This is a genomic window from Alphaproteobacteria bacterium, from assembly GCA_040905865.1.
Taxonomy (GTDB): domain Bacteria; phylum Pseudomonadota; class Alphaproteobacteria; order UBA8366.
This window is the reverse complement of sequence record JBBDQU010000022.1, coordinates 145357-157727: the sequence shown is the minus strand read 5'-3', so window position 1 is coordinate 157727 and position 12371 is coordinate 145357. Positions and strand designations below refer to the sequence as shown.

At 63.1% G+C, this 12371-nt stretch carries 13 protein-coding genes; 8 read left to right on the top strand and 5 right to left on the bottom strand.

The genetic code is table 11. From position 1 onward, the window contains the following. Nucleotides 1–157: 157 nt before the first annotated feature. From WD767_04900 to rfaD, 5 genes are all read right to left on the bottom strand, one after another. Nucleotides 158–940 carry a hypothetical protein gene (locus WD767_04900; protein ID MEX2615413.1) on the bottom strand — a complete coding sequence of 261 codons (783 nt, stop codon included), beginning with the start codon at nucleotides 938–940 and terminating at the stop codon, nucleotides 158–160. 170 nt (nucleotides 941–1110) lie between these two features. Next, entirely contained in the window at nucleotides 1111–1890 is a 780-nt protein-coding gene (gene pgeF, locus WD767_04895; GenBank protein ID MEX2615412.1) for a peptidoglycan editing factor PgeF, read from the bottom strand. A gap of 6 nt (nucleotides 1891–1896) precedes the next feature. Further along, nucleotides 1897–2976 (bottom strand): SAM-dependent methyltransferase, encoded by a 1080-nt coding sequence (locus tag WD767_04890; GenBank protein MEX2615411.1) that lies wholly within the window; start codon nucleotides 2974–2976, stop codon nucleotides 1897–1899. Further along, on the bottom strand, nucleotides 2973–3776 hold the full coding sequence (lgt, locus tag WD767_04885; GenBank protein MEX2615410.1) for a prolipoprotein diacylglyceryl transferase: 804 nt from the start codon (nucleotides 3774–3776) through the stop codon (nucleotides 2973–2975). Before lgt ends, WD767_04890 begins: the two co-directional genes overlap by 4 nt. A 5-nt stretch (nucleotides 3777–3781) precedes the next feature. Further along, on the bottom strand, nucleotides 3782–4765 hold the full coding sequence (rfaD, locus tag WD767_04880; GenBank protein MEX2615409.1) for an ADP-glyceromanno-heptose 6-epimerase: 984 nt from the start codon (nucleotides 4763–4765) through the stop codon (nucleotides 3782–3784). Nucleotides 4766–4937: 172 nt separating this feature from the next. Between rfaD and WD767_04875 the strand changes: the two genes are divergently transcribed. The 8 genes from WD767_04875 to ptsP all read left to right on the top strand — a co-directional run bounded on the left by WD767_04875 (nucleotide 4938) and on the right by ptsP (nucleotide 12367). Beyond that, on the top strand, nucleotides 4938–5249 hold the full coding sequence (locus WD767_04875) for an accessory factor UbiK family protein (GenBank protein MEX2615408.1): 312 nt from the start codon (nucleotides 4938–4940) through the stop codon (nucleotides 5247–5249). 206 nt (nucleotides 5250–5455) lie between these two features. Further along, nucleotides 5456–5959, top strand: a complete 504-nt coding sequence (locus WD767_04870) for a YbjN domain-containing protein (GenBank protein MEX2615407.1) — start codon at nucleotides 5456–5458, stop codon at nucleotides 5957–5959. 10 nt (nucleotides 5960–5969) lie between these two features. Further along, complete coding sequence (gene proC, locus WD767_04865; protein ID MEX2615406.1) at nucleotides 5970–6794, top strand: pyrroline-5-carboxylate reductase; 825 nt, start codon at nucleotides 5970–5972, stop codon at nucleotides 6792–6794. 82 nt (nucleotides 6795–6876) lie between these two features. Continuing rightward, complete coding sequence (locus WD767_04860; protein ID MEX2615405.1) at nucleotides 6877–7503, top strand: hypothetical protein; 627 nt, start codon at nucleotides 6877–6879, stop codon at nucleotides 7501–7503. 10 nt (nucleotides 7504–7513) lie between these two features. Then, nucleotides 7514–7852, top strand: coding sequence for a tRNA-binding protein (locus tag WD767_04855; GenBank protein ID MEX2615404.1), 339 nt, complete (start codon nucleotides 7514–7516; stop codon nucleotides 7850–7852). Beyond that, a complete protein-coding gene (locus WD767_04850; protein MEX2615403.1) occupies nucleotides 7849–8991 on the top strand; it encodes a hypothetical protein in 1143 nt (380 codons plus the stop codon). Before WD767_04855 ends, WD767_04850 begins: the two co-directional genes overlap by 4 nt. Continuing rightward, nucleotides 8984–9859: a VOC family protein gene (locus WD767_04845; protein MEX2615402.1), complete on the top strand. Its 876-nt coding sequence runs from the start codon at nucleotides 8984–8986 to the stop codon at nucleotides 9857–9859. Before WD767_04850 ends, WD767_04845 begins: the two co-directional genes overlap by 8 nt. A gap of 195 nt (nucleotides 9860–10054) precedes the next feature. Then, nucleotides 10055–12367, top strand: coding sequence for a phosphoenolpyruvate--protein phosphotransferase (gene ptsP / locus WD767_04840; protein MEX2615401.1), 2313 nt, complete (start codon nucleotides 10055–10057; stop codon nucleotides 12365–12367). Nucleotides 12368–12371: the final 4 nt, after the last annotated feature.

Genomic DNA, 12371 nt, shown 5'->3' with positions numbered 1-12371 from the left:
CATAAGAATCCTGTTCGTCCCTCAGCGCATTAACAATTTATGATTCAGCCCTGGACATTACGACTGATTCCCGCTAAAATAGATCATGATTTGCCGGAGTCGACCCTGACGATTCAACCGCCGCCTGACTCTGACCCATCGCGTTAAACGCGCACCTTTAACGCCGGCGGACCGCTTCGGCATCGTCGATGATCGTCATGATCCGGGCGACGTCGCTGACCACGGCGGCGGTAATGTCATAGGCCAAAGCGCCCCATTTGGCGTCGAGTTCGCCGTGGCGCACCTGATTGGACTGCTTCAGTTCCCCGATTTCCACGCCGTCGGGGTCCCGAAGCGTCCAGACAAGTGAAAGTGAATCCCTGCCGTCCGCCGCCGGCGTCACCCTGACGACGCCGTAAATCAGGATGGCCGCCTCTTCCGGATTCGCGGTTACGGGCAGACCGGTGCGCCGTAACATGGCTTCAAACGCCGTCTTCAGCGCCTCGTTACCATCGCCGGGCGCCCCGTTGACGGACACCACGGCAAATCGGGATCGTTGTTTTTCGGGGATATCCCGGACGGACATCGCGGGACCGCGCAGCGATTCGGCGATTGCCGCCGCTGTCGCGTCCGCGATGCGCTCGAGATCCGCCACCCTGCCCGCCTGCCACGCGGCCTGAGTTACCGGGTGGCGGGTCGAAAAGGCTGTCACGCTTGCGCCGGATTCGTCCGTCAGGTTCCAGTCGATCAGCAGGTCGCCCGCAGGCCCGGGCGAGGCCGCCAGTCCTTCCAGCAGGGACCCGTTTTTCAGGGCGCCCCCGGTCGTCGCCGGAATCCCCCTGCGCACCAGCGCCGCCGCCAGGATTTCCGTCAGCGGTCCGGACGCGGCGGCGGGCGCGCCTTCGATCGGAACGACGACGACGCCGGCACTGTCCTGGATAGCCTCGAACGGGCTTTCCACGCCATTACCCTCCTTGAACGGCCGCGGCAGCGGACCACAGCCCGCCATCGCAAGCAGCAGGAAGCCCACGAGAATGCGTCGGGGATCAAAAAAGCGCACAGCTCGCCACGAGCAGCACGAGGGTCAAGGCCAGCATCTGTATCAAATATGGCATGATGATTGGGGCGCTCCTAAGGATTCAGCGCGATGGCCGAAAGACCCCGGCCATAATCCGGTTCGCCGCGATGTGTCGCGCGCCGGTAGCTGAAGAACCGCTCCGGATCGGCACAGGTATCCACCGCCAGAACGTCGACGGTGCCGAGCCCCTGTGCGACGAGCACGGATTCGATAAAGCCCGGCAGGTCGAACATGTAGTGTCCCGCGCGCGCGGATGCCCCGAAAAACCGCGCATTGTCCGAATTCCCGGCCAGGAACGGCGCCGGAAATTCCGGCCCGACCTCATAGGACGCCTGAGCAATCGTCGGGCCCACCGCCGCCGCGATGGCGTCGCGGCGGGCGCCCAGGCCTTCCATCGCCGCAATCGTGGCCTGCAACACGCCGGTGACGGCGCCTTTCCAGCCCGCATGCGCCGCGCCGATCACGCCCGCTTCCGCATCGGCGAACAGGACCGGCGCGCAATCCGCCGTCAGGATGCCAAGCGCGATTCCCGGCCGGTCGGTCACCATCGCGTCGCATTTCGGCGCATCGCCCGGGCGCCAGGCATCGACGACATGGGCGACGTTTCGCCCATGCACCTGATGGACCGTATTCAGCGCCGGCAGTTCCAGGGTTTCCGCGATCCGCCGCCGGTTTTCCGTCACCGCGACCGCGTCGTCATCGGAGCCGTACCCGGTATTGAGCGAACCGTAGATCCCGGTACTGACCCCGCCCCGACGGGTGAAAAATCCGTGCCGCAGCCGCTTCGGGTCCCGTAACGCGGGCGACGTGAGGAAAGTTACGGAGTCGGTCATGAACAATCAGCCTTCGAAGCCGGGAGGGACGGGCATGCCCTGCTGCGTCAGGGCCAATACCTTGAACAAAATGCCCATTTCCGCCGGATCGATCAAGCGCGTCAAGCCGGACCGGATCGCCGACTGCTGTTCGGGCGTTGCCTTCGCCATCAGCTGTTCGGCCCGCAACTCCACGCCCAGCGCCTGCAGGAACACTCCCTGCCCGCACGGGCCAAAATGCCGCACCGAATCACCCGCCGCGCGGCCCAGCGCGGCGAAATCCACATGTACGGTCAGATCCGCCGCACCGGGATCGGCCAGCACGTCATGCGGCCTGTGCGCCCTGACCGCCTGCAGCGTATCGCCGGGGGCACTGTCGACATACCCGTAGTCGACGATCAGCGCGGCGCCGCCCGCCGCCGAAATCCGGGCGGCGATGGCGGCGGCGGTGGACAGGGCCGCCGGCTGGATCTCCGCAATCGCGCCTTCCGGCGCGCCGTTCCGCACATCGGGATGGAGCAATACCTCGGCAGGCACACCCGGTGCGGACAGGACGAATACCAGCCCGTCCGTACCGTTGCCGACCAGCCTTTCGCGCCAGCCCGCCGATGTGCGCTGCAATTGGCGCACCGGCAGCGCATCGAAAAATTCGTTGGCGACCAACAGTACCGGACCGTCCGGGACCTCGTCGAAACGGTCGTGCCAGTGGATATGTCGTCCGGTCAGCGTCGTGCGCTGTGCTTCCCGCAACACCGGGCTGGTTTCCACGAGATGGACCTGCGCCGCCCGGACAAAATCCGGCGCCACCGTCGCGGCGCGCAACGCATCCGCCATCAGGGTGCCGCGCCCCGGGCCCAGTTCGACCAGCCGGAACCGGTCAGGCGCACCCATCTCCCGCCAGACCGCGACCCACCACAACCCGATCATTTCACCGAAAACCTGACTGATTTCCGGTGCTGTAATGAAGTCGCCCGCACGACCGAACGGGTCGCGGGTGGTGTAGTATCCCAGTTCCGGATGGCCCAGCGCCAGCGCCATGTATTCCGAGATACTGATCGGGCCGGACGACGCGATCCGCCGCGCGATCAGGCGCGCCAGGCGGTTCAAGCGTCAACCGGGGGCCGTCGCATGCCGCGAACGGCCAGGAACAGGCCAAACGCCACCATCGGCACCGACAGCCACTGTCCCCAGGTCGACCCGAAAGCCAGCAATCCGATGAATTCGTCCGGCTCCCGGACGGTCTCCACCAGCATGCGGGACAAGCCGTAGCCGATCAAAAAGACGCCGCTGGCCAGACCGACGCGCCGCCTTGCCTGCATCGGAATAACCAGCACGGCCAGGACGATGAACAGCAGCAGCCCTTCAAGCGCCGCTTCGTAAAGCTGGCTGGGGTGGCGTGGCACGTTGCCGGCATGCGGAAAAATCACACCGAAAGGTCCATCGGTCGGCCGGCCCCACAACTCGCCATTGATGAAATTCGCAATCCGCCCCAGGAACAGCCCGATCGGCGCGGCTGCCGCGAGGATATCCGCCAGCGCAAAGAACGCGATGCCGCGATGCCGCGCAAACAGGATCGCCGCCAGGATAACGCCGGCCAGGCCGCCATGGAACGACATTCCCCCGTTCCACATTTGCGGAATTTCCAGCAGGTTTTCCAGGTAATAGACGGGCTTGTAGAAAATGACATAGCCGAGCCGCCCGCCGAGGATGACGCCAAGCGTCGCCCAGATCAGAAAATCGTCGATCTGTTTCGGGGTGAGCAGGTCGGGCAGCCGCTTCGCCAGCCACATCCCGTAGCGCCATGCCCCCATCAGACCCCCGATATAGGCCAGCGCGTACCAGCGTATGGCCAACGGGCCGATCGAGAACGCAATCGGGTCGAAACCGGGAAATTCATACGGCCCCATCGGCGTTACCTGTGCGGATCGTTGGTTTCGAGGAAGTCCCGAACATAGCGCCGCACCCCTTCTTCCAGCCGTGTCGGCGGCAGCGTATAGCCGGCGGTCCGGATACGCTCCATCCGCGCCTGGGTGTGGTACTGGTAGTGCGGGCGGATATGTTCCGGCGTGTCGATAAATTCGATCACGGGATCCTGCCCCAGCGCCGCGAAACAGGCACGGGCCAGATCGGCAAAGCTGCGCGCGCCGCCGGTCCCACAGTTGAACAGGCCATTGATGGACGGATTGTCGTTCAGCCACAACATCATATCGACGCAGTCGCCGACCCAGACGAAATCGCGTTCCTGCCCGCCATCGGGATAAGCCGGATTGTGCGACCGGAACAGCCGCGCCCTGCCGGATTCCCGGATCTGGCGATGCAACTGCGCCACAAGGCTTTGCTGCCCGCCTTTATGGTGTTCGTTCGGACCGTATACATTGAAGAATTTCATTCCCGCCCATTGCGGCGGCGCGATCCTGGCCTGCGCCAGCATCACCGCATCCATGTCGAAGATATGCTTGGACCAGCCATACAGGTTGAGCGGCTTCAGCCGCATCAGGGCGGCGGGATCATTGTCGTCGTCGAAGCCGGATTCGCCGCCGCCATAGGTCGCCGCGGAGGACGCATAGATCAGCCGCACGCCGTGCTTCGCGCACCAGCGCCACAGCATGAGAGAAAGGTCCAGGTTGTTGTCGAGCACGATATCGGGATCGCGTTCCACCGTGGAAGACGATGCGCCCATGTGGAAAATCACGTCGAGACCGCCCGCATTTTCCGCAAGCCAGTCCGCAAGGCGTTCGGGCGGCACAACCCCGGCCACCGCATGTTTTCCGATATTGCGCGACTTTGCCGGCATATTGAGCCAGTCGCATACGTAAACCGGCGCGGACGCCCGTTCGCTCAGCGCGGCGACGAGGTTCGAACCGATAAACCCCGCACCGCCGGTCACCAGGATCATCGTCAGCTCCGGTCATCGATACGAGGCTTCTTATAGGCGAGTGTGTCGCAGTGCGGCAAGACGGGTTGCGCAGACGGCGTGCCGCGGCCATATACTTATGCAGGATCTATACGATAGATCAGATTCACACGGCTAACGGACGATGATCTGATCGTGGAAATGCGAGGATATCATGCAGGCGGAAAACCGTTTTCTCGACGATCTGGCGCGTGTCGCCAATGGCGCTATCGGCGCCCTGTCCGGTGTCCGCACCGAAATCGAAGCGATGGTGAAACAGCGGGTCGAACGACTGCTGGCCGACATGGATCTGGTCACACGCGACGAATTCGATGCCGTGAAGGCCGTTGCCGCAAAAGCGCGCAGCGAACAGGAGACTCTGGAATCCCGTGTCGCGGCGCTGGAATCCGCATTGAGCAAGACGAAAGCGAAGCCCGCGACACGTCGCAAGCGCGCCGCATCGGCCGCCAAATCGAAGCCCGCGTAACGTCTGGCGGCGTCTCGCTCATTTTTCTCGCTTTTCCGCCTAAATCCGCTTGCTTGTGTTGATTCGCATATGGCACTCTAGGTCTAGTGGTCGTGTGGCGAAGTGAACTACTAAATATCGGAAACGGAAGGTTTCGGTTCCGATCGTCGCAGTGCCGCAAAAGGGGTCCCCAGGGGCCGTGCAACGCGAACGCTAAAGGTAGGCGAATGGCATTGATGCACGCCGAGTTACAGGACACACCCAATAATCCGATCGATCTGATGGAAGAACTCGTCCGCGAGAATCAGTGGATGTGCGACAGGGCCAGCGAGGAAGAACTGCTGGTCGAACTGACAGGCCGTTGGTGTGATTACCGCATGTTCTTCGTTTGGCGCGAACAGGTAAAGGCGCTGTATTTCACCTGCTCGCTGGATATGAAGGTCGTGCCGGAAAAACGGCGCGCGATCAACGATCTGTTGTCACTGGTCAATGAGCGCATGTGGTTCGGCCATTTCGAGCTGTGCTCCGAAGCGGGTACGCCGATGTTCCGTCACACCATGCTGACGCGCGGCTGGGACGGCGCCAGCGCCGAACAACTGGAAGACCTTGTCGACATCGCGGTATGCGAATGCGAACGTTTCTATCCGGCCTTTCAATACGTTCTCTGGGCGGGGTATTCGGCGGCGCAGGCCGTCGAAGCGACCATGCTGGACACTGTCGGCGAAGCCTGAGCGACGAGAGATGAGCGGAAAACTGTCCCGTCCCCTGTTGCTTGTCGGTTGCGGCAAGATGGGCGGCGCGATGCTTGCCGGCTGGTGCGAATCAGGCATTGCGGCGGCGGGCGTCACCGTCATCGAACCGATGGGTGCTCCGGACTTCGAAGGCCGGGACGGCATTACGGTCTGTGCCGATGCGGTGGAGCTGCCGGCGGATTTCGATCCCGAAATCGTCGTCTTCGCGGTCAAGCCGCAGCAGATGGACGCGGTTGCGCCCGCCTATGCGCGTTTTGTATCCGGCAACACCGCATTCCTGTCCATCGCGGCGGGCCGCACCATCGGGTATTTCGAAGCAATACTGACCTCAACCGCCGCCATCGTCCGCGCCATGCCGAATACTCCGGCTGCGATCGGGCAGGGCATTACGGTACTGTATCCCAATGCGAGAACCTCTGCCGCGCAGGCGGATATATGTCGCGATCTTATGGCGGCGGTGGGCGAAGCCATTGTCGTGGACGATGAAGCCTTGATCGATGCGGTCACTGCACTATCCGGCGGCGGCCCGGCCTATGTTTTCCTGATGATCGAATGTCTGAGCGAGGCCGGCGTCCAGGCGGGTCTTCCGGCCGATCTCTCGGCGCGGCTGGCGCTGACGACGGTTGCGGGATCGGGGCAGCTGGCGCTGGCCAGCGGCGAGCCCCCGTCGAAACTCCGGGAAAACGTCACCAGCCCCGGCGGCACCACGCTGGAAGCCCTGAAAATCCTGATGGCGAATGACGGCCTGCAGCCGTTGATGACCCGCGCCATCGCTGCTGCAACCCGGCGCAGCCGGGAACTGGCCGGGAATTGACCCGCAAGCGTTGAAATCCGGCGGTCCGAGTCACTATATATTTACTTATCGGTAACCGGATCCTGCGGGACGGAGGTGAACCATGGTGCGCAAGGCTGAACGACCCCGTCATATCGTCGATACAACGTTGCAACTTGCCGCCGAAGGCCAGTGGGCGCAAATCGGCCTGCGCGATATCGCGAACGCAGCCGGCGTATCCCTGGCTGAACTGCACGAACTCTACCCGTCGAAAGTCGCCATAATCCGCGGGTGGTCGGATATGCTCGACGCCACTGTCCTGGAATTGTCAAATTCAATGGATCCTGAAGATTCGCCGCGCGACCGGCTGTTCGACGTGCTTATGCGTCGATTCGATGCGATGCAGGAACATCGCGCGGCGATTGCCGCGATTCTGCAGGCATCGTGCCGCGATCCGCTGGCCGGGCTGTGCATGGCTTCGGGAGTGACGCGGTCCATGCGCTGGATGCTGGAGGCCGCGGGCATCCGCGCCGTTGGACCGAAAGGCCGTATGATAACGCGCGGACTGGCCGGTGTCTGGCTGGCCACATTGCGAGTCTGGCTTAAGGACGATAGTGCGGACATGGCCGCGACCATGGCGGCGCTGGACCGTAACCTGATCCGGGCGGAACGTCTGGTATCCATGCTGCCGACCGGACGGCGGCGCAGAACACCGGATGCGGAATCGGAAGCCGACGCAGCCCCGGCGTGACCAACCCCCCATGAACGAAATCGATTTCAGCGATTTTCAGAAGGTGGACGTGCGCGTCGGCACCATTGCCCGTGCGGAAGCCTTTCCGGAAGCGCGACGGCCCGCCTACAAGCTGTGGGTCGATTTCGGGCCGGAAATCGGCGAACGCAAGACATCCGCCCAGATTACCCGGAACTATACACTGGACGAATTGCCGGGGCGGCAGGTGATAGCCGTCGTCAATTTTCCGCCAAAGCAGATCGGCAGGTTCATGTCCGAAATCCTCGTGCTCGGCGTTCCTGACAGCGAGGGAGAAGTCATGCTGTTGCAGCCCACGGCGAATGTCCCCAATGGCGGGCGCCTGTATTGACCGCGCAACGCGAACCGGGGGAGTCGCAGGACGGCGCGGGACCGGCGCTTCGCCATCTGGACGAAGTGCTGACCGGGCTCTGGGGCTTTGGCAGCAACGCCCTGGTCGGCTGGACCCCATCGCGCCGCGGCATGGAAGTCATCAGCATTCCGATGGTGCGGCTGTACCAGTCCAGCGACCTGCACCGCCGCGTTTTCGCCGGCGACCGGGTCATGGGCAACGCGACATTCCGCAATGTCGCGGCGGCGCTGGATGTCGAACCCGTGGAACTGTACCTGGAATACCCTGTTTCCGACGATGGAGAGGGCCTGACCATAGCGCAGGTCGATGCCGTATTTTCCCGATTCGCCGTTACCAAGACACGGCAGCGCGGCGTGTTCCTGGTCGATATCGTAAGTTTTTCCCTGTATTCGCCCGAGGAACAGGCGAGTCAGCTGGCAGCGCTGGAATTTGCGCTGAACATCGCGGATGAGACCGCGCGGCGGCGCGGGGTTCCGGTCGAACTGGCCCGGTCCACCACCGGAGACGGGTTTTATGTCTGGAACCGGGAAAAGGGGCTGGAGGCCGACCGGCGCCTGTTCTGTGTCTTTGTCCTGGCGCTTGTCTATCTTGCCGCATTGCGGCGGGCCATGGGCGACGTATCATACTTTCCTGAAATACGCTGCTGTTTCGGAATCGGCAGCCATTACAGCTATCACGACGCCGACCATCGCCGCGACGCTGATTATATTGTCGGCGACGTCACCATCTCGCTGGCCCGGCTGATCGGCAAGGCGCGTACGGGACAGATACTCATATCCCGGTTCGACCGGCAACTCGACGATTCCGAAGACACCGTCGGCACCCGGGGTTTCGTCGCATCCGCCGTATCCCTGCTCGACGGGTTTCGCGATATCCCCGTCGCCGGCGCGTTGGTGGAGAAGGTCTCGGTCTACCTGACCGGGCCACGCCATGACGATGAGAGTTACAAGATCCAGCGCCTGCGGGTCACCGACAAGCACGGTCTGGCCCATTTCTGTTACAACGCCAGGGTCGATATAGACACGGACAGCGGCGAGCCGATCCAGTGCGGATTACGGCACGAGGACCTGCTGAACGACCACGCACGCACAGTCAGGGTAAAGGAAGCGAATGCCTGACATCCAGCGCGGTATCGACCATCTGGTCCTGTGTGCCCGCGATCTGGAGGCCGCGCGCGCGGCATACGGATCATTCGGTTTCACGACAACGCCGCCGGCGCGCCATCCTTTTGGAACGGCCAACAGCCTGGTGCAGTTGCAGGGCAGCTTCCTGGAACTCATCGCCGTTGCCGACCCGGCGGAAATCCGGCAGCCGCTTCCGGGCGCCTTCAGTTTCGGTCAGTATATCCGGAAGTTCCTGCAGCGCCGCGAAGGCATGTCGATGCTGGTTTTCGAAAGCCGGGATGCCGGCGCGGACCAGGCTGAATTCCTGCGCAAGGGGATCGATACATACGACCCCTTTCATTTCGAACGGCAGGCACAACTGCCCGACGGACAATCCGTTATAGTCGGCTTCTCGCTTGCTTTCGCGACGACACCCGATATGCCCGAAGCCGTATTCTTCACCTGTCAGCAGCATGCGCCGCAGTATTTCTGGAAACCGGAATACCAGTCGCACGCCAACGGCGCCCGGGCCATATCCGAAATCGTCATGGTCGCCGAATCTCCGGGCCATCTGGCACGATTCTTTGCCCGATTGCAGCCACCCTGCGCCGTTTCGCTGGATTCGAAAGGACTTCAGGTTGTCACGTCGCGCGGGCAGATTACGGTGATTACGACAGATGCCTTCATGGACCGCTATGGCGCACCCGCGCATGGCCCCGATACACCGTACTTTGCCGCCTATACGATCTTGGTGGCGGATTTGGATGCCACAGCGGCGGTGCTTCGCGGCAATGACGTCAAATGGCGGCGCAGGGGCGAGTCGATCGTTATCGATGCGGGCACCGCCTTCGGCGCCCTGCTGGAATTTACCGGCGAACGCTGAACCGTCTTTCGCCGATTGCCTGAAAAATGGGCATCTGCGGATCTTCCCCGACTGACGCGATTCCTGGAAGCTCGTATCCGGCATGGGCTTCCGCGATGGCCCGACAGTTGCATTTCCAGTTGCTTATAGGGGCCATAACACCGTTACCAGGCCTGTGCTAATTTGGTAACATGAGGGTCGCTGATTGAGAGTCCGATGCTGAACCTGACAGGCAATGAACCGAACTGGGCCGGCGCGCGGCAGTTGCTGCGGCGCCTGCGCGACGTCATGGCCGGTGACGGCTCGACACAGGTGCGGCTCGACCGGATTGTCCGCATTATCGCGGACAGCATGATCGCCGAAGTGTGCTCGATCTATGTTCTGCGGCCGGGACGCATGCTCGAACTTGCGGCGAGCGAGGGCCTGCTGCCCGAATCGGTCCATCGAACCCGGCTCGCCTTTGGCGAAGGGTTGATCGGCGTTATCGCCGCACAGGCGCGGCACCTCGCGCTCGCGGATGCGCAGTCGCATCCGGACTTTGCCTACCGTCCGGAAACCGGCGAGGAGGCCTATACCTCGCTGATGGGCGTCCCCGTCATGCGCGGCGGCCGGGTCCAGGGCGTACTGGCGGTGCAGAACGTTTCGCCGCGCACATACACCGAAGAAGAAATCGAGGCGATGGAAACCGTTGCGATGGTCGTGGCCGAACTGGTCGTCGATGCGGACGGCACATTCGGCATACCGAACGATGGCGGGCAGGCAGTAAGCGGACCGGCGCTGCAACTGCCCGGCCAGAAACTGGCGCCGGGTCTGGCCCTGGGCCAGGTCGTGCTGCACGAAAAACAGATATCGATCAGCCGCATGGTCTCGGAAGATCCGGTAGCGGAACTGGAGCGGCTGGCGGCGGCGGTCAGCCGGATGCACCGCTCGCTCGACACCATGCTGGAAAGCTACGGTCGCGGCGCGGAGGGCGACCACGTCGACATTTTGCGCGCCTACCGGATGATTGCGGAGGATCGCGGCTGGCTGGGCAGGACCCGCGAGGCCATCCGTAGCGGCCTGACCGCAGAAGCCGCGGTCGCCAAGATCCAGAACGACACCCGCGCGCGGATGAACCAGGTCGCCGATCCGTATATCCGCGAGCGGCTGCAGGATCTCGCCAACCTGGCCTACCGCCTGATCGAACACCTTGCCGGCGCTACCGCCGGCAAGGACGAGGCCCTTCCCGAAAAGATAATACTGGTTGCCCGCAACATGGGGCCGGCCGAGTTGCTCGACTACGACCGGTCGCGCCTGTGCGGACTGGTGCTGGAGGAAGGGTCGGAGACCGCGCATGTCACCATCGTCGCGCGCGCGCTGGAAATTCCGCTGGTCGGCCAGGTTGACGGTATTCTGAATCGGGTCGAACCGGGCGTTGCCATCGCCATAGACGGCGACAACGGCGAAGTGTTCCTGCGGCCCGACGAAAATTTCCGCGCCACCTTTCGCGAAAATATGAACCTGCTGGAAAGCCGACGCGCCGCCTATGCCGATACCCGTCATCTGCCGGTGAAAACCCGCGATGGAAGCCTGGTGTCGCTCAACTTCAACGCGGGACTGTTGCTCGACCTCGCCCATCTTGCCGAAAGCGGCGCGGATGGCGTCGGCCTGTACCGGACGGAATTACCCTTCATGATGCGACCGCGTTATCCGGATTTCGAGACGCAGCTGGCGCTCTACCGGGACATATTCGGTCAGGCGGCAGGACGGCCCGTCACCTTCCGGACACTGGATATCGGCGGCGACAAGCTGATGGCGGCCATGCCGTCGACAGGAGAAGAGGAAAATCCGGCGCTGGGCTGGCGCGCGCTGCGGATCGGGCTGGATCAGCCCCGGATGCTGCGCGACCAGCTTCGCGCGCTGATCGTGGCGGCGGATGGCCGGCCGCTTCGGGTCATGTTCCCCATGGTCACCGAGGTAACCGAGTTCGACGCCGCCAGGGACATCCTTTCTGCCGTGATGACGGAAGTCGAATCCGCCGGCGGAATAGTTCCGGCCACGCTGGCGGTCGGTACGATGCTGGAAGTGCCCGCCCTGCTGTTTCAACTGAAGGCCCTGCTGAGCCGGGTGGATTTCCTGTCGGTCGGCTCCAACGACCTGTCCCAGTTTGTCTTCGCCAGCGACCGCGGCAACCCGCGCCTGAGCGGCCGCTACGATACCCTGGCGCCGGCCTTTCTGAAAATCCTGCACGAAATTGTACAGCAATGCGACGCCGCGAATGTGCCGGTCAGCCTGTGCGGCGAAATGGCGGGCAATCCGCTGGAAGCGATGGCGTTGATCGGGCTCGGCTACCGGTCACTGTCGATGCAGCCCGGTTCCGTCGGCGCGGTCCGGATGATGGTCCGCAGCCTTGATGCGTCCCGGCTTCGCGCGGAACTCGACGCGTCGCTTGACCTGCCGGATCATAGCCTGCGCGGCGCGCTGATCCGGTTTGCGGCCGATCACGAGGTCGATATCAGCCTGCGCGGTTCAACGCGGGTCTTCGCCTGAGGAA

Bases quoted from the DNA above. Each gene is read 5' to 3' on its own strand.
- pgeF (MEX2615412.1), bottom strand. From the start codon at position 1,890: ATGACCGACTCCGTAACTTTCCTCACGTCGCCCGCGTTACGGGACCCG.
- lgt (MEX2615410.1), bottom strand. From the start codon at position 3,776: ATGGGGCCGTATGAATTTCCCGGTTTCGACCCGATTGCGTTCTCGATC.
- rfaD (MEX2615409.1), bottom strand. From the start codon at position 4,765: ATGATCCTGGTGACCGGCGGTGCGGGGTTTATCGGTTCGAACCTCGTC.
- WD767_04875 (MEX2615408.1), top strand. From the start codon at position 4,938: ATGCAGGCGGAAAACCGTTTTCTCGACGATCTGGCGCGTGTCGCCAAT.
- WD767_04870 (MEX2615407.1), top strand. From the start codon at position 5,456: ATGGCATTGATGCACGCCGAGTTACAGGACACACCCAATAATCCGATC.
- proC (MEX2615406.1), top strand. From the start codon at position 5,970: ATGAGCGGAAAACTGTCCCGTCCCCTGTTGCTTGTCGGTTGCGGCAAG.
- WD767_04860 (MEX2615405.1), top strand. From the start codon at position 6,877: ATGGTGCGCAAGGCTGAACGACCCCGTCATATCGTCGATACAACGTTG.
- WD767_04855 (MEX2615404.1), top strand. From the start codon at position 7,514: ATGAACGAAATCGATTTCAGCGATTTTCAGAAGGTGGACGTGCGCGTC.
- WD767_04845 (MEX2615402.1), top strand. From the start codon at position 8,984: ATGCCTGACATCCAGCGCGGTATCGACCATCTGGTCCTGTGTGCCCGC.
- ptsP (MEX2615401.1), top strand. From the start codon at position 10,055: ATGCTGAACCTGACAGGCAATGAACCGAACTGGGCCGGCGCGCGGCAG.